We start from the raw sequence: 16,944 nt of genomic DNA on the forward strand, positions 1-16,944 counted from the left end.
ACCGGAGGCTCCACCGGAGGTTCAACCGTCACCGGAGGCTCCACCGGAGGTTCTTCTGAAGTGTCGATGATTTGGCTGACTGTCGTTGTGACTGGCGCTGTAGGGGTAGGGTTGTTGATTTGCTCTACCGTTGTTGCGTCTGCGGGGGGATTTCCTATGCTTTCTGCCTGCGCGGTGGCTGCTAGCGACATTCCTGACAGGGTGAGTAGCGCGGTGGCGCTAAGAATCGTCGTTGAGCGGGGTAGGCGCTTTTTGTTGAGAGGAACCTCTAGTCTGTGTTTAGGGGTTTGCTTTGACATGGTTCTGCCTTTCTTTTATTGGATTTCTAGAGTTTGATTCCGAAGTCTTCGGTTTCGAGTATCCGGTCCATTCGGTCCGTGCATTCGGTATCTAGGGTTTGGCTGTTTCCGGATGCGTCCTGGACTGTCAGTAGGATTCGGTCTTCTTCTGCGTCTCCGAGTTCTTCGATGTCGGCTACGGTGAATATTTCTCCGTCCAGGGTGATGGAGTCGCCTTCTGCGAGGCTTCCGGCGTTGACACTTTCTTTGGCTGGTTCCTTTGTGACTGGATCTTCGGAGTCAAGGCCCTGAGGGTTTTCTGTTCCTAGTGGGATATCCAGTTGGTTGAGTATGCGTCGAGCGCCTTGTGAGAGTTCGCCCGGCACAATGTCATAGGGTGCTGAGTCGATGGGGAATTGGTAGCCTTCGAACTTGGTTTTGGCGGCACTTGCTATCGCGTCAAGGATTTCTTGGTCTTCTCCTTTTGCAGCTCCGGGTTCTGAGATCCAGTACGTTTGCAGCTCGACAGCTCCGCCGTTAAGTGAGCCGTCGAGAGGTGTCGCCTCGCTGAGAGATAGCGGTGAGACGTTAGCCATAGCTCGCCCTTGCTTCCGTGGTAGATCCACACCGACGTGACCATTGCCTTGACCCCAAACCATGATTGCTCCCTGCGTGGACAGCGGCATGAGGGCGCAGCGGTGCGTCAGATTGTCCCTTGCTCCTCCTTGGAAGTGTTCTGCGTCTGGTCTTTGGACTCCCACAACGATATGAATTCGTGCAGTCCTGGCGAGGGCGAGCATCATTTGCAGCTGCTTTTCAGTGTTTGCTGAGAATCCCGCTTGCTGTGCTAGATCAGCGGCTGCGTTCTTGTCATTGGCATCAGGGGTCGGAGTCTTTGGCGGTTTTGTCCCTGCGCTTCTGGTGCTGCGGGGTCCCTGTTCTGCCTTCTTGGCTTGTTCTTCCTTTTTATTTCGTTCTTTTTCGGAGGCTGCGTATTCGGTGACGAGCTGGCGCAGAATCAGTAGTTCGTCCACGAGGAAAAGGATTGGCGGGAGTTGGTCTTTTGCTTCCGGGTAGTGCTCGACGACTTCGTATCGGTCAAACATTACCTTGGTGACCTCGGCGACGAGCTTGGTGATTTGTTCGCCGCTGGAAGCTATCGCTCCCACTCCTGGGAAGCCTTGGAAGGGCCGTAGTTCGACCCGTTTCGGGTCACAGGCGTAGACACCGATGCCTTGCATGACCGCTCCGACGAGTAGTGACCTGAAGACTGTGGTTTTCCCGCCGCCCGTCGCTCCGACGCAGATCATGTGAGGCATGGGTTGGGATTGGCCGATCCTCCATCCGCGATCTTGCCCGTTCTCGTCTCTGCCGTAGTAGAGCATGTTCGTTTTACCGGTGACAGTTGAGTACAGCCCAGGACCTGGGTGACGGATCATTTCGGGGAAGCCAGGTTTACGGTACGCGGTCAGAGCATCAATCCTTGGGTTGTTGTCGACTTTCCAGCGACCGCCGAGCTTCAGGGCTAGTACTTGAGCAATGCGGATCGCTCCGGTATCAGTGATCATGACCCCGGAAGGGTATTTGACCGTAAACGACTCAGGAACAGCGACTTCTGACCCGTCAATGTCCACGACCCGTGCAACGATGTTGCCGTCGCTGTCAGTGGTCCCCGGTGTCGCCCAACTATCAACACGTACGGTAGCTTGCCCGTTGAAGAATCGTCCAAAGATCGTCTCCAACCGGACCACGGACTCTTCTTGGCGGCGGGAAATTGCTTGTTCTAAAGCGCTAACGAATGCCTTCGCCCGGATGTCGAACTTGCCGTGCTTGAGATCCCACTTCGAGGTTACGGGCGGTGAGCCCATCCGGTGCCTGACGAGTTCTTCAATCTTCATCCTCCACAGCGGGTCATGGTCAGGATTGGAGTTCGGATAGTTGACCTTGACCCGTTGCGGGCCGTCCTTGGTGAACTTCGACGCTTTCAAGTCAGTGGCGGGGTTAAATTCTGACCCCAGCTCGACGGTGAGAGGATCAGCTATTCTACTGACCTGTTCCTGCCTGCGGCGCTTACGGATCATCGACCAGATCACCGTCGCCACAATGGTTATAGGGATCAGGGAAAGAACGATGACTCTGCCTGTATCAAAGCCAGCGTCAGCAGTGACGGCTACTGTTGATTGTGAGGCCGGAACCATCACGTTCAGGTTCACCAACCACTGAGTGAACCGGTCAAGAAGGTCTTGGCCGAAAGCCAGAATGGCACCGCCGAAAGCCGCAAGACCTACTGCTGCGCCAAGGATGATTACTAGCAAGTCGTTCTCTGATATTCCGTTCTTTGAGGTTTCGTTCTTAGACATTCTTACCCCTCATCATTCGACGATGTAGAAGCCGGTCTGTGCTGGAAACTCACCAATTGGGTACGTCGGCCATCGTGTAATCTGCGAGCTTCCATTCCTTGCCTTCCTTGGTGAGTTTCAGGTCAACGTTGCGGACCCTGTTATCTGTAGGAGTGGCTCTACTGCCGTCGGGGTCGATCCAGAGCCAGGTCATCCGGTAAGCCCGGTACGCGGTGGTGTCGGTGTCTGGTGGGGCCGCTGTGGTGATCACTTTTTCTTCGATATAGGGCTGGGATTTCGCGCCGGTGGTGTAGAGCTCGTTCCATAGGGCTTGTGAGCTGTTCCGTTGTGGTTCTTCGATTTTGTTGGCGAGTTCTTTGGTCATCTTTGGTTTGAGCCGTAGGGCTGCGGCGGTTTCTGTCCGGTCCGTTGCTGTGTTCCAGGTCAGTAGTTCAATAGCTGTTTGTCGTGCGAATTCTTCAGCGGAGAGTGCTGGTTCTTCTGTGGGTGTGGGTTGGCTAGTTGCTGTGCTGGAAGTCGTTGGTCCGATGATCTCTGACTGTGGTTCTTCCCCTACTGTGTTGGAGGCTATGGCGGTGGGGTCTTGATCTGGCTGGTTTTCTTCTGGTGAGCACCCCATCAGAAGTAACGTCGGAATCAGGAGGGTTAGGACTGCTGGTTTCATGGTCTTGCCCCTTTTTGTCTCATCGCCGGTAATGGGTCTACTGTCGGGTCGCCTGGTGCCCACGGGTTAGGTTTGTCGGTGGTGAAGAATTCCATATGTAGATGCCTCCCGGTGACGTTCCCCGTTGCCCCTTCGGTGCCTAGAGGAGTTCCGGCCGCTACCGTGTCTCCTGTCCTGACTTTGAGGCTTCCTGTTTCCATGTGGTACAGGGCTATGGTGAGTTTTCCGTCGGTGGTTTGTCCTTTGACGTGCGTCCCTGCTCCTGTTCCTCCGTCAATGTCGGTGGCAACAGTGATTTTCATGTCAGTAGGTGCTAGCACTGTTCCAGCGGCGATGGGAGTCGAGAGGTCTACTCCGTAATGGAATCCGTCGAATGATCGCGGCCCGTAGCCGCTAGTGACCAGGGCACCGGGGAGTGGGTCTACCCACTGGCCAGAGAGTTCACCAATGACAGAACCCCCAGGCACGGTGCAGTCTTGTGAGTAGGTGCTTTGGCCCGATCCGAAGATCGTCTCAACGTAGCTTTGGGTCTCAGGGAATGCGGGTATGCCATTCGCCGCTATCACTGCCCCTGGGCCAGCGTTATAGGCCGCTAAAGCTAGGCGGATGATATCGGTACCGGTCTTATCCGCTATCGGTCTGACCTGTTCGATGAGGGCTTTCATATAAACGCCCTGAGCGGTGATTGCCGCTTCGGGGTCGAAAGGATCGCCCTTGCCGTACATTGCCCATGTGCCGGGCATGAACTGCGCTAAGCCCTGAGCACCTACAGGGCTTACCGCCCGAGGGTTCCACCCGGATTCAGCATTGAGTTGCGCAGCAAGAATAGAAGCAGGAATGCCTGATTCTTGAGCGGCTTTGTCAACTATCGGCCCCCAGCCGTTGGGGATTGAAACTGTACTGCGTTCATCATTTCCGTCTGTGGTGCTGATGGTGACGGGGCATGCCGCACTAGTCGGGGATCCGGCGACTACCGCGACGATGAACACGATGAGGCCAATGACACCTAGGACGGGAGCCATGACGGCTGCACCTATTCCGGTAAGAATGGACCCTGTATGGGAACGTGGCTGGCCCGTAGGTTCACTCATTGATCCCCCCACTGGTCATGGCACCGGGTGTGTTGGCTAGGGTGTCTGGCACCGCCGGGGGTGTTAGACGATATACAGAATCCTTGAGCCGGGACGTGTCGTGAGGTGATTTGGTGGCTCCGCTAGTATTCGCTGGCTGCTGATCTTGATGGGGCCAAGAATTCACCCGCTTGACGTTTGCCGGGATGGAATCAACAATCTTGCCGGTGATGGGTATGTCACTACTGCCGGGCGATGATCCCTGCTGGCCGTTTCCGTCATGGGTTCCCTGTCGCGTTGTGGCCTGGCTGGGATTGATGGGTGCCGAGGCATTGATTCCTGGGCCTTCAGTTGTTGCGACTGGGGAGATGCTCGGCGCAGCGGCAGAAGTGGTGGCTCCTGCTTGGGTTGGTGTGCTGGGATCAGTAGTAGAGGCCGAAACCTCACGAGGGTCTGCAGCTGCTGTTATTGCCCCCTGGGCTGCGGTTACTGCTGCCTGGCCTGCAAGCTGATTGCCAGCAGCCAGTAGTGCAGGGCTTACCCCACCGGTGGCGGCTGTAGCCGCAGCTCCCAAAGCTGCCTTAGACAAGGCTGATAAGCCTGGACCGCGCATCGATCTGGGAGGGTTTGGAGCGTTTGTCTTTGAGGCGCTGGTCCGGTCATACTTGTCGCCTTGATCGTCCTGCGCCGAAGTGTTGCGAGAGTTCCCTAGACGAGTGAGCTGAACCGATTTGTAAGCTTTCCCTGCGTTAGAAAGAATCTTACTTGGCCCCGCTGGTGCCCGATCCTTGCCTAAGCCCATACGCGCCACAGCACGGGAAAGAACGTCTGAGAGCTTCTTACCTTGCTTGCGGGCCTTGAAGAACGTCACGACCATCATAATGATGCCGACCGTGATCACCATGTTTCCGGCGATCACATACCCCGGCGAGACAGCCTGGGAGATACGGGTCATCAGCCAGAGGTACGCTGTGCAGAACCAAAGGTAAATGGCGATTAGGACTATGTTGACGATCAGCATTCCGAAAGCATTGAGGAATGGTCCCCGGCCTCCGGGGAAGACCGCCAGGTATGACCGAAGTAGAACGTTCAGTGTTGACAGGATCGCTAAGAAAATCTCTCGGATAACGAAGAACGCGAAGACGGCCAGAAGTAACATCACCCCTGAGGTGGACCATCCGTAGATTCCGATCAGGATCAGCGCGGCAAGATCGTTAGTTTCGTTGCCTTTCTTCGCTGTCTCGGAGCACCCGGTAACATCTTTCCTGATTCCTTCAGGGTCTTTACCGCTACGCATACCCTCAATGAATTTTGTGCGGCATTCTCCTTCTAGAACCTGCCCGAAGGACACCACTTGTGCTGGTATCCCTACAGTGAGGTCAACGATTGATGCACTGACCGGAGCCTTTGGATTTGGGGAGCCAATCGTCGCCGCAGCGGCTTCATTGCCAAAGTCTTTGGATTGATTAATCCAGGATTCAGAACCAGAAATGTACTGTTCAGGTTTCGAAATGGGGCTTGATAAGGCGATTCCCGCGATCACAGCCACAATGATGAATTCAACGATGGCAGGCCCGTACCGTCTACGAGCGAACCCAACTCCTATGACTAAAGCGGATACAGCCAGCCCTAGAGAGATGATCCCCGTCTGGCCTAAAAGGTTGCGTACGGAATCTAAGAGTTCAAGAACTGGGCCCGTAACCCAAGTCACCCATTCGAACTTCAGCAGGGTATTGACGATGGAAGTCAAAAAGAAAATAGGTAGAAGGTAGGCGATCCACGCGATTCTGAGAATGAACCCCCGAGCTATCCGATCTGCGCCGGGTGGCTGTCCGTAATCTAACGGCAAGGTGATGTACTTGACCAAGGGTATTTCGGAGCTATCACGGGTCTGAGCGATATCAAGATAAAAAGTGTCAGGAGTTAGAGGGTCTTTGTCAGCATTCAAAGGTGCCGCCTGAGCTACACCTGGGCTTGCGAATAGCGTTAGCCCAATCGTGACTGCCACGATGAAGGAGAAGTACAGCAGAACCCTAGGCCTGGTGCACCATACCCCTAGCCGCCAGAAAGAGGTCATGAGGTAGCCACTGATCGCTGTGTTACTCGGTGGATTAGACATATACCTGACCTTTCTGGCGGGTGTGGTCTTGGGAGGCAGTGGCGTGGTCACGGCTACCGGGTGTGGAGAGCACTGTCGCTGCTCGTCCCGGATGCCGAGGAATGAGAGCACGAATTTTTCCTACCCTGTTCAGAGGGTCACGGTATAAAGCCTCGCCCCTTCTGTCCGGCGGTACGATCATTGTTTTAGCGTCAATAGGTGACAGGTCGGTGGTCACCAACGTGACCATCTCTTCAGTGAGATAGTCCTGATGCAGAAATTGCAGATTGGTTCGAGCCAGAGCGTAATCACGGGTTCTGTACACAAACCGTTGAGGAATCAACGACCTGAAACCCTCATCGCCGAGTTCAGCTGCCGAATGGGTACCCATTGAAACAGCTGATTTATGACGACGACCGGTCTTGACAGCAATTCTGATGGTTTCCATGCCTTCAGGAGAGGCAGTCATCAGATGGGCCTCATCAATGACGAACAGCACCTCTTGAGTGTCATCTTCATACATGATGTGCTCAGCAATTTTTGCCGTAAGCCCATAAAGGGCTCTGCCGAATATTTTCTCCACTGACATTTCAGCCCTACCAGATTCGGTGGACAGTTCCGTGCTGCTCGGCAACCTCAATCCGTGAGTACAAAACACTGTCGCCGGTGAGTCGAGAGAGATAGGTGGCAGGGTGTCATTGAATAGCACTTGCCCATAATCGGTGCGTGCAAATGTTTCCATCAGACGAATGACTCGACGGGCTGCTGCTCCATCTTCCGTTGTTGTTGCTGATGCCAAATGATCTCTGAATTCAGCTAAAGAGGTGACCTCTCCGGCCGGTACCGTAGCTTGGAGGCGCTCACCAAGGAACGTTCCCTCATCCGAGGTGATCTTTACCTGGAGTAGTTGGGTCAGCAGGGACAAGGTATGCCTTACCCCGGAGGAGTTCGCCCCGAATACTTTGAGAGGGTCCAGGGAAGCTGTGGGGTTCAGACAGTCAACGACGTTAGTTTCAGCTAACTGCCGGGCTAATGCTGCCCATTCCTGGTTGTCTGAAGGATCGATCACGACGATCCGTCCTCCACGATCAACCACGTATGAGGCATGGGTTTTCATCGCTGTTGATTTCCCCGAACCCGATTCGCCGATATGAGCCGATGAACCTTGAATATCAAGGTCAGCTAAATCGGCCAACGATGACAGCACTGGTCGAGCGCGTCCCCCCGTGATGTTCACTCCGACTCTGAAACCGGTTTGCATCCCTAACTCATCACTGGTCAGGGGTACCCCTAATGAAAAATCAGAAGCAGTTGTGATCTGCTCATAGTCAGCACACGTTGCAGACCTTGAAGCTCCTGGGTAGAAATCAAAAAAGAGGTCTTTCTGCCCACCGAAGGGAACGTCGATGATCCAGTCGCCAGTAGCGTAGGTGTCTTTGACTGCTTGCATCCGGTCCGTTGCGATTTCTGCTGTCGGCCCGCTAGTAGCAAAGATGATGGTGGCTGCGATCTCCATTTCACGGTCGGTGACCCCTAAAGCGTGAATGTACCGGGCTAGATCTTCTGCCGAGGAATCAATATCAGCCATGCCACCGCCTAAAGAGTCCGCTCCGTCTCGTTGGCTGTACTGCTCTCTGATGTTTTTGGCTGCCCTCTTATTTTTGGTGCGGACCGAGGCTGCCGGGGTCGCAGTAATGCGTAGGGCGAAATCTACGTCTACCGGCAAATCGGCGGCAACGTTCACAAATTCAGAACCAGGGAAAATGAACCCTGATTTTGGGGCAACGGCCAACGTACCCAAACACTGGTAAGAGGTTGGATACGTGTCAGCCTGGACAGCTACATACCTGCGGTTGAACAATTTTACCGCCCTCATGGGGGCTTTGGAGGTTTGCATCAGTTCGGCGGAATCTCCTTCATCGACAACCGGTTCTGGAAGAACCGTGCCCGGCACCGTCACAACACCGCTATGACCGTGGGGTACCGGGCCGGACGTGACAGAACCTCGGCTCGCGAGATGTTTTGCGATCCAGTCCAAGGCTGCGAAGCCAGCCGGTCGGGGTTCAAAGACCGAAGGGATCTTCTTCCCGATGCTCTGCGCTTTAACTGTCAGCTCATCAAACCGAGACAGGGCAGGCGGCCTCAAGGGAATACCTAATGCTGAGGCATACACCGTTTCGGCTGTGAAAGAGGTCTTAGCCCACCACTCCCTAAAATTGAACCGGCTCAAAGGGGCGATGAAGAAAAAATGTCTTGCACCTGGCGGGTAGGCTGCAAGTTCGGCTTCAGTGAGTGCAGTTTCTAGCTGCCATTGGTCCGTTCCCGTGGCAGGGACACCGGCTCTCATCGCTTCAGCGATCATTTGAGCTGACATGGTGCCTACCAGGCCAAGAATCGTGTACTGACCAGAAATCGACTGGAATAGTGCCTGATGAGCAGCACGAACCTTGTGTTTGATGTCAGTAGGGGCCATCCCATAAGGCAGCCCTGAGAGGTGCCAGATAGCGTAGGCGGTGCCATCATGGGTGATAAAGATGTTATCCCTCATGAATCTCACTGGTTGTTGATGTTTCACCGCAGATACTCCGTTCTTGGGTAGTTCTGGCCGCTAGCTTTTAGCCCCGGACATCACACGTTCAATGCCTGTCATCGCCACAGGGATGACAGGTTCTTGTCGGCTCATCTGATTCGTAATTCCTTTTTGTGGGGTGGTGCTCTTATCCCGGGCTTTCGAAGCGACCTTAGCCAGTGACTTTCCCCGGTACATCCCTCCAGGGGTGGCCGTAAGAAGTGAGCAAACAGCATTGAGGTAGTTGACGATGTTGCGTCGCAGATAGGGCACTTTGCCTGAAAGGAATCCGGCGGCCAGGGTGATCATGCCGATCATGAACCAGTCAGTGAAATTTCCTGCCCCCCATAGCCCGGCTTGACTAGATAACCAGGCGACAAAACCGGCTGAGGCTGCGATGATCACCTGGGTGATCGTGTACGGCCCTCCAGGGATGTTCTGCCCATTCGGCAACGTGCCTATTAGTTGGCGGAACTTCCTTGCCCTGGTGTAGAACCGTCCTGTGGTTTCGAAGGGTTCGTCAGCCACGACCGGCACCTGTCATCGAGGCGTACAGGTCTTGACCCTCGGCGCTGGGATCTTGGACCGTGACGATTGATGCCTGTTGAACACCAGAGGCAAATTCTTCGCCTGTTTTACCACTGAACGATTTGAGGATGGTGGGCAGACCCATAATCAGGCCACCGAGGAGAATAGCAAGAACAATCGAGGTGATCGTTCGTTTCCAAGCGATGATGATTGCCACCACTAGGCCCAGCACGATGAGAAGTCCCTGGATGGTTCTTTCGGCTTGGCTGGTTTTATCGTCGAACCATCCGAAGATCCCTCCGCTTGCCATTAACGGGGAGGCTTGAAGTTCGATAAGAACGGTTGAGATGTTTTCCATGATGACTAGCCTTTCTCTTGACTTTCTTGTGTAGTCAGCGGTGATGGTCTGATCTGTGAAATTTCCCATCGACCGGACCTGGGGATTAGTTCCAGCGGGTAAGTCATCGTCATCGTGTTTCGGGACGATTGGTCCGTGGCCGTGGAACTTCCCTCCACAGTGACTAGAACTTCGACCGGTGATTTGCTGGTGCTAGCCCTGCCAATGTCAGAGGTTGAATTAATCGAGATGATCTTGACCGCCTCGAAGGCTGCTGGGGTCACCGGTTCAAGATTCGCCGATGGCGCGGTGAACCGTCCTAGCTCTCCGTCAGCGCTGAGATACGCTTTGAAGAAACCCTCGACTGCTCCTTTGACTTCTGAAGACGAAACCTGGCTTCGATACAAGCTTGAAGGGGCTTTCTCCACCGGCGGCTCCGTGATCAGCGCTGGCAAGCTCAGAACTTGGTACGATCCACCCACCGTCCCGAAAGGCACCGTGTAATACCTCATCGTCGAAACAGCTGATGGTTTTGACGAATCAGTACCTGGACTTTGAGTCGTGATTTCGGCAGCAACCGTAATAGTGATCGTTCCGTCAGTGGAACGCTGGGACGCAACAGCCTGAACGTTGCTGGCCTTGACCGGCTCTTTATTAGTGATCTGTAATGATTGACCCGAGAAATACTCCGCCAGCCGAGATGAATCACTGCTCGTCGCGGACAGCCACGCATTGACAATGCCAACAGCTAAACCCTTAACCGTTTGGTCTTCTACACTGTCCTGAACCGAAGCTGACACTGGCGGAGGACTCGGTGTCAACAAAGCAGCAATGCCTGAGATTGAACCGATCAACAGCACGCCTGCTAACCCCCAGGCAAGGACCCTCCCCGCCTTCACTGCGGTTTTAGAACCGTACTCTCCGCTGCCGGTAACCATCACGACCTGATCATCATTGATGGATTCTGCGCGCTTCTTGTTCCGTCCTTCGTTGCGGGCTTTACCGAATATGCCTCTAGAGCCCTGAGCTGAGGAGGCGACCGGGACCGCTTTACCCATCGCAGGAACCTCGGACTTTTCTGTTGAGGTGGCTCTGTTTCCAGATGCTCGGCTAGTCCTTCGAGGTCGTATCAGCGCGTCGAGTTCGTCCTGGCTGCTATCTCTAGTTCGACGTTCGCTGGTCTGATCAGTTGCACTCACCGTTCGTCTCCTTCAAGTGGGGTGTTTTCAATAGCTCTGATGAGCTCGTGACTGGGACCTAATGAAGGGGTTGTGATGACATCCCCGTAGGGTTTCACGATGGCCACACCCTGAACTGTGACTTCTAGGGCCAGAGGGAACGGCTGAGTTGCTGGGGGTAAGCCGTCCGTGATCAGCACTGCGTTGTCCCCTGCTTGCGCTCTAAAACGGTCAACCTCTTCCCCTGTAGTAGCGGAAGAAAAGACGATCATGGGCCCTTTGGGGATGCCTTCTGACACAAGTTCAGTAACCGAGGTGACCGTTTCAAGTACCCGGTTCTGTCTCGCCATGAATACCGAGGATTTTTCACCGAAATTCCCCCACCCAGCGAGAACAATCCTGCAACTCGATGACCAGGACTGGCCGCATAGTTCGAACGCCAGACCCCGAAGTGCGGCAATACGATGATCAATGTGGCCTACCATCGCCACCGCCGGGATGGTAGCCAGGTTTTTGTAATATCCGCTCCCAGCTACCGGGCCTGAAGCCAGGTCTCCTAGCCGTAAAACGGTTGCGGAGTGATGATTCTGCACTTCCGTTACGGGTACGTCGAGTGCATCAATGGGCCTGATTGAATAGCAGTCCCCGTGGTCGTCTCCTAAGACAAAGGGAGCTGGCAGCGTTACTGGTGCAGTGAATGAAATTCTGATTGAATCTGGCCGGGTAGAGACGGAGCATACGGGGACTGGTATTTCTGCTGAGATCCAGCTCAATACCCTGTCCAAAGCAACCTGAGAAACATCAAGACCAGACATCCCCGTAGGTGAAGGAAAATCTTCAAAACTCATCACTGAGCACCTTTCACTTTGTTCGAAGAAGACAAGGGCTTGACCTGGTTGTTTTGATCAACCCAATATTTAGAGCCGATCACCTCGGGCTTAGATGAGATCCCTTGATCTCCCACACGCCAGGCACCGCCACCGATAGGACACGCGATCTTCCCCGATATCGCTTCCCATCCCTCACAGACAGGGATGAACCGGCCTTCATCACCAACCTGGTATGAATCGACAACCACGGTTCCGTCGATAAGTTGCGCTTTGCCGGAGCGTTGGTCCACGATCTTCCCGGTTTGCTGATCACTGACAACGACCGTTTCAGCCCATGAGGTGATGATGAATCGCTGCTGGACGGTACCCGTGATGCCTACCCATTCGGGCTTGGAGTCCTCCGGTGATGCTTCTGGTCTTTCCAGGCTTACCGGCTTGGACATGTTAAACGGCCTGTCGTCATCAAATGACCTAGACGAAGTCGCATACACATACTGTTCCGGTCCGGTGATGTATACCGGTCCTGCAGGGATTGCTCCCAAAAATGATTGGCCCTCTGGGACATTCACATACTGTTGATCTTTGTTTTTCTCATCAAGCCTCAGCATTAGCGACGAGGACATCCACGCCCGACTATCGGCGGCTAAGACCACAGGCTCTGTGCCCCGGTACTGGACCTTTCCATCTACGAGTGTGTACCCGCCGTACAAGGAGACGACAGCTACCTGGGACTCATTGACCTGCACTAGAACGTAATTTCCTACTTTGGCTACCCTCGGGGACTGGCCTTTGACTTCCACCGGTTGCTTTGTTGGCCAATCCTTGAACGTCAGATCTCCGAAGGTGTTTTTGAATACCATCTCCAGTTTCCCGCTCTGAACACCGATAAAGGTTTGCTCTTCAGCGACCGTCAACGGCGTGAAGTTCTTCGGTAGGTCCATGTCTACGGATTCGACAACCATTGACGGTTGTGGACTAGAAGTCTTCGCATCGCTTTCCGGGCCGGTACCCGAGCCTGGAAGCACTGCAAGAACGATCACGAGCAGGATGATGAACAGCACAACTGCGGCGAGGGCTTTAGTCCACAAGGGCATTTGTTGCCATTGAGAGTATTTCAACGGTGAACCTTTAGCACCTGCGATCACCTGTGCATCTTCAGTTTGGTCCCCGTTTTCCTCAGTCACTGATCCGTCTTCTTCCAACGCAACAACACGGTGCGTACCGGTGTCGGAAATAAACACAACTGAGACAGGGAACCCGCCACCAACCATCCGTACCGACTGATGTACTTCTCTAATCGCCTCCTCAACCGTGGGAACGACCTTCCCAGAAGGCAATACCAGTCCTTCCGAGGTGCGACGGATCTCGATTTCACTCATTTCTCAACCTCCACGGGGAAGGCCACGGCCACGGTGTTATGCGTGTAGATGGGCATGCCTAGTGTGCTGAATCCCTGGGGTTGTCCTCCGCAAGTTACGAGGACGAGTTGCCTGGCACCTGTCGGTTGTCCGTACTTTGACGGAATGTCGCCTTGGGGGTATGACTCCAAGGTTCTGATCTGCCAAGCCTTCCGGGCACCGCTATCGTCCGTGGTGAACACCGTCGCTCCCGGACGCACTTTAGCTAGCGTGCCGAAAGTCCCCGGCTGGTTCTGGTTCGTGTTCACGTGGGCTGAGATCAGGGTAGAGCCCTCATCACTGGTGATCGGTGCTGCTACATTCAGCAGTCCTGCTTGATTGATATCCGGGCTGGGAAGCATCATTTCCTCCTCTTGAACTCCTACTGGTGTAAAGGAGGCTAGGATTCCCACGGAGGGGATAGCAATAGAAGAAGGCGCTAAATCAGCTGGTGGTGTACTGGTATCGGGCTCTAGGGCTGTCTCAGCTGTAAAGGGTTTCTCTACTAACGGGGCCGGGGCCTGTGAAATCGTGGGTGTAGAATCTGAAGTTTGCGCGTCTCCTCCCCCGATGAGCAAAAGGCCAGTGCCTAACAGGCACAGCGAAATCGCGGCGGCGAGTACCAGAGCGAGATGAGTTCTACGGCGTTGCCCCACGCGGATCAACGGCCTAGTGTCCTTCAATCGTTTCCCCATCACAGGCCCCTTGTGCTGAACGATTCAAGCTCTTGGAGCCGCTTGTGGGAGAACGAGAGTCCGCTGTGAGCAATCGGGTCCATCAGTCCGGCGATGATTGATGAAGTCACAGCCGGGAAATTCACCGGGGGCCGCCACATGCTACGCGCCCACCAAAGCATGGCTGCTGTGATGGAGACTGCGGCGAGTCTCTGACCAATGTGAAGCGGGAAAAAGTTTTGCCCCCAGAACAGGCCTTTCTGTCCAAAGTGTCCAACACATGCGTAACCGGTGATACCAGCAGGAGGGGACGGATACCGGGCTAAGTTCCTATCAAGGCTGGACTGAATACTGTCCAAGGGAGCTGCCCAGGTATTGAAACGCCGAGGGTCCATCAGTGACGCTGTGGTGACCGTACCCATTCGCGCAAAATACCCGGACTCATCCTCTAGACCAGCAGCATTCAGGTAGCCTGCCGGGGCTTGCCGGGCCATCCAATCAGCCCATGTCGCTTCTACCTGGATGAAAAACATGGAATCCGCTTCACCTTTGACTACAGGATTTAATGCAGGTATCGCCATTTCTAACTCCGTGGGGTGGGTGACTACTGGGGTTTATTGAGGTGGTGCGGGTTAGCGCGTGGGGGACGCGACCCGCACCACCTCCTTCTCCAAGCTCTAGCCGTTGCTGTCGCTAGATGCCGGGGTCTTGCGGTAAGAGCGGATTCCGTAACCGGCCAGCAATGCTGCTAGCACGATCAGGGCTGCGCCCCCACCAAGCACTCCGTAGTTACTAGCGGTCTGTGAGGTGCTAGCAACCGGCTCGATACCTTCAGCGCCAGCAGCGATCCGAGGCATCTGAACTTCTTTGATGACTTCCTTCTGACCGACTTCTTTCACGGTCTCTTTCGTCTCCGTGACAACTTTCGTCTCGCCGGAGAGCTGGAAATTCACTGACTCTGAAGCAATCAGATGATTGGATGTGAAGGCACGGTTTTCATCGGTTTCCGGTGTAGACAGCACGATGTAAGAGTTCACCGGCTTACCGGTCTCGTCCTGCATCTTTTTCACAGCAGCCTCAACCGCTACAGCATCAAAAGCCTCGGAAACCTTCTGATCCGCGACCTTGGAGACTTCCAGCGAGGTTACTTTCACCGCATCAGCCGGAGCCTCAGGAGTACCCTCCTCAGTAGGAGCCTGCGTGGTCACATACACATCAGCCGTAACCTCAGCGGTGGTGTCAGAAATAGCGCCGGAACGCATGATCAGATCACGGAACGTGTAACCGCCCTGATACTGAACCTGGCTATCCAGCTGCTGCCCGTACTTCAAGAAGTCAGAGCCACGTGCCGAAAGGCTAGCGTACTCACCGCCGCCGATAAGATTCTGGCTGCGCTGCGGACCCTCCGGCTGGTAATAAGCATTCAACGCCGAACCCGCCAGCGGAGTCACCGTTGAAGCGGTGACATTGACCTGGCCGGGGGGAACCTCGATAGCTTTCAGCGAAGCGCCTGGCTTGACCGTTGCCTCGGCGGTGCCGGTGGATTCGAACTTGCCTCCGTTGTTCAAGGAGACCTTCATATCCACGTTGTTCTGTGGGTTACCAGCCGCCGTCATCGGCGCACCAACCGTCACGGTCACCGTGCCGCGGCCCTGATCATCGAGCGGGCCGAGATTATCAGCCGATACCTTCACCTCAGGTGCCTTATACGGCCCCGCCTGAGCCTCAGCCTTCTTATACAGGTCACGAGCCTCAGCAATCCGTGCAGCAAGACCAGAATCAGACTCGGCCGCCTTGGAGATCATCCCCCAGCCCTTGGCATCAAAAGCCTCATGAACCGTGAGCGCCACACGAGTGTGAACAGCTGGATCAGAACTAGCTGCTGCGTAGGCAAAAAGCCAGTTAAACACCGGGCCACGAGGATCATCAACCGGAACCGCAGGAACCGCATCCGGACCCACACCCGCACCAAGATCGATACACCAGCCAAGCAAGGTTGGATTTTTCGATGTCGGGTATGACTTCATCGACCCGAAATACGTCTGAAAACCGGGCACAACCTCAAACTTCTCCCCAATGTTGTACATCGATTCGTCATCAGTCACCCGCGCAGCCTGAGCAGCAGAAGCAGAAGCAAGTAGGCTTCCTGCCGCCAAAGCTAACGCCGCCGAAACTGCGCTAATCCGGGGCAGATAACCGCCCGGGCCTCCCGATTTCATAATTTTCACCACGTGTCTCCTAAGATGCTTTCGGGGCGACTTCAGCCCCTACCATTAGCTTATGCTATCACCATAGGCTAATGCCAACACCAATCAGGTATGGTGCAGGATTGCTGGTTACTGATGCTTCAGGAGTGTATGGAACGGGCAATGAAGATCATCGATATAGTGAAGTTCATGCCTGGTAGCGGTGGGTCCGAGCAGCGTGCAGCCTACGCTGCTGCCCTCGAATGTTTCGGTAGCGAGCACCGGCTAAAAGTGCTCCACTTCCTTGTCAGAAACCCCAAGGGATCTCTTAAACGAGATATCGCAGAAGCCACTGGCATAGCACTGCCGACATTAAGCGATATCTTGAATATTTTTAGGGAATACGGCGTTGTTGAGTTTGCCATCCAGCCGTTGGCTTCCAGGCGTGGCCAGGGTTATATGTACGAGCTGATTATCGATCGATATAACGAGCTTTTGGATGACTACTTTAGGTATCTCAGGGGCGAGTAACAGGCTTGAGATAGCAGAGAACGTCTCGGCCTGAACTCTTTTCCATGAGCCGTGACTTGAGGACTACAGGAAGCCACTCACCAGACTTTAATCTCAGTCTTATTTGACCTACGCTCTGTGCCTCTACTTGGGTGCTGGTGAGAGATCTAATCAGGGAGTCTTGGTCTTCTGGATGGACTACTTCCACAATTCTGCCTCTCGTGGGACTTTCGATTCCGAAGGTCTCCCACGTTGGAGAGGAGTA

13 protein-coding genes and 1 pseudogene are annotated in these 16,944 nt (G+C 54.5%); 1 reads left to right on the forward strand and 13 read right to left on the reverse strand.

What is annotated here, in order from left to right; translation table 11 throughout:
• The 13 genes and pseudogenes from C501_RS14500 to C501_RS0100925 form a co-directional block, all read right to left on the reverse strand.
• Positions 1-299, reverse strand: a pseudogene (locus tag C501_RS14500) (hypothetical protein); the annotation flags it as partial.
• Between the two features lie 26 nt (positions 300-325).
• Positions 326-2,638 carry an FtsK/SpoIIIE domain-containing protein gene (locus tag C501_RS0100865; protein WP_018133748.1) on the reverse strand — a complete coding sequence of 771 codons (2,313 nt, stop codon included), beginning with the start codon at positions 2,636-2,638 and terminating at the stop codon, positions 326-328.
• 49 nt (positions 2,639-2,687) lie between these two features.
• The gene (locus C501_RS14125; protein WP_156807550.1) at positions 2,688-3,302 is read right to left on the reverse strand and encodes a hypothetical protein; all 615 of its coding nucleotides are present in this window, start codon (positions 3,300-3,302) and stop codon (positions 2,688-2,690) included.
• Positions 3,299-4,324, reverse strand: coding sequence for a transglycosylase SLT domain-containing protein (locus C501_RS14130; protein ID WP_156807551.1), 1,026 nt, complete (start codon positions 4,322-4,324; stop codon positions 3,299-3,301). The genes C501_RS14125 and C501_RS14130 overlap by 4 nt, the downstream gene beginning before the upstream one ends.
• Before the next feature lie 61 nt (positions 4,325-4,385).
• Positions 4,386-6,320 (reverse strand): hypothetical protein, encoded by a 1,935-nt coding sequence (locus C501_RS0100880; protein WP_156807552.1) that lies wholly within the window; start codon positions 6,318-6,320, stop codon positions 4,386-4,388.
• A gap of 163 nt (positions 6,321-6,483) precedes the next feature.
• On the reverse strand, positions 6,484-9,045 hold the full coding sequence (locus C501_RS0100885) for an ATP-binding protein (RefSeq protein ID WP_156807553.1): 2,562 nt from the start codon (positions 9,043-9,045) through the stop codon (positions 6,484-6,486).
• 33 nt (positions 9,046-9,078) lie between these two features.
• Entirely contained in the window at positions 9,079-9,567 is a 489-nt protein-coding gene (locus C501_RS0100890; RefSeq protein WP_043567804.1) for a hypothetical protein, read from the reverse strand.
• Entirely contained in the window at positions 9,560-9,925 is a 366-nt protein-coding gene (locus tag C501_RS0100895; protein WP_083906488.1) for a hypothetical protein, read from the reverse strand. The genes C501_RS0100890 and C501_RS0100895 overlap by 8 nt, the downstream gene beginning before the upstream one ends.
• Positions 9,926-9,930: 5 nt before the next feature.
• Positions 9,931-10,962 (reverse strand): conjugal transfer protein, encoded by a 1,032-nt coding sequence (locus C501_RS13785; RefSeq protein ID WP_083906489.1) that lies wholly within the window; start codon positions 10,960-10,962, stop codon positions 9,931-9,933.
• A 137-nt stretch (positions 10,963-11,099) separates the two neighbouring features.
• The gene (locus tag C501_RS14135) at positions 11,100-11,930 is read right to left on the reverse strand and encodes a hypothetical protein (RefSeq protein WP_156807554.1); all 831 of its coding nucleotides are present in this window, start codon (positions 11,928-11,930) and stop codon (positions 11,100-11,102) included.
• Positions 11,930-13,291 carry a hypothetical protein gene (locus tag C501_RS0100910; RefSeq protein ID WP_018133757.1) on the reverse strand — a complete coding sequence of 454 codons (1,362 nt, stop codon included), beginning with the start codon at positions 13,289-13,291 and terminating at the stop codon, positions 11,930-11,932. The genes C501_RS14135 and C501_RS0100910 overlap by 1 nt, the downstream gene beginning before the upstream one ends.
• Positions 13,288-14,004, reverse strand: coding sequence for a class F sortase (locus tag C501_RS14790; RefSeq protein ID WP_083906490.1), 717 nt, complete (start codon positions 14,002-14,004; stop codon positions 13,288-13,290). Before C501_RS14790 ends, C501_RS0100910 begins: the two co-directional genes overlap by 4 nt.
• Positions 14,005-14,660: 656 nt before the next feature.
• On the reverse strand, positions 14,661-16,088 hold the full coding sequence (locus tag C501_RS0100925; protein ID WP_245532367.1) for a hypothetical protein: 1,428 nt from the start codon (positions 16,086-16,088) through the stop codon (positions 14,661-14,663).
• A gap of 264 nt (positions 16,089-16,352) precedes the next feature.
• Between C501_RS0100925 and C501_RS0100930 the strand changes: the two genes are divergently transcribed.
• A complete protein-coding gene (locus C501_RS0100930; RefSeq protein ID WP_156807555.1) occupies positions 16,353-16,700 on the forward strand; it encodes an ArsR/SmtB family transcription factor in 348 nt (115 codons plus the stop codon).
• Positions 16,701-16,944: the final 244 nt, after the last annotated feature.

The sequence above is a fragment of the Acaricomes phytoseiuli DSM 14247 genome (assembly GCF_000376245.1).
In the GTDB taxonomy this organism is placed as follows: Bacteria; Actinomycetota; Actinomycetes; order Actinomycetales; family Micrococcaceae; genus Renibacterium; species Renibacterium phytoseiuli.

Excerpts from the sequence above, each read along its gene's own strand:
- C501_RS14125 (WP_156807550.1), bottom strand. The coding sequence starts at position 3,302 with ATGAAACCAGCAGTCCTAACCCTCCTGATTCCGACGTTACTTCTGATG.
- C501_RS14790 (WP_083906490.1), bottom strand. The coding sequence starts at position 14,004 with ATGGGGAAACGATTGAAGGACACTAGGCCGTTGATCCGCGTGGGGCAA.
- C501_RS13785 (WP_083906489.1), bottom strand. The coding sequence starts at position 10,962 with ATGGGTAAAGCGGTCCCGGTCGCCTCCTCAGCTCAGGGCTCTAGAGGC.
- C501_RS0100930 (WP_156807555.1), top strand. The coding sequence starts at position 16,353 with ATGAAGATCATCGATATAGTGAAGTTCATGCCTGGTAGCGGTGGGTCC.
- C501_RS0100910 (WP_018133757.1), bottom strand. The coding sequence starts at position 13,291 with ATGAGTGAAATCGAGATCCGTCGCACCTCGGAAGGACTGGTATTGCCT.
- C501_RS0100895 (WP_083906488.1), bottom strand. The coding sequence starts at position 9,925 with ATGGAAAACATCTCAACCGTTCTTATCGAACTTCAAGCCTCCCCGTTA.
- C501_RS14130 (WP_156807551.1), bottom strand. The coding sequence starts at position 4,324 with ATGGCTCCCGTCCTAGGTGTCATTGGCCTCATCGTGTTCATCGTCGCG.
- C501_RS0100865 (WP_018133748.1), bottom strand. The coding sequence starts at position 2,638 with ATGTCTAAGAACGAAACCTCAAAGAACGGAATATCAGAGAACGACTTG.
- C501_RS14135 (WP_156807554.1), bottom strand. The coding sequence starts at position 11,930 with ATGAGTTTTGAAGATTTTCCTTCACCTACGGGGATGTCTGGTCTTGAT.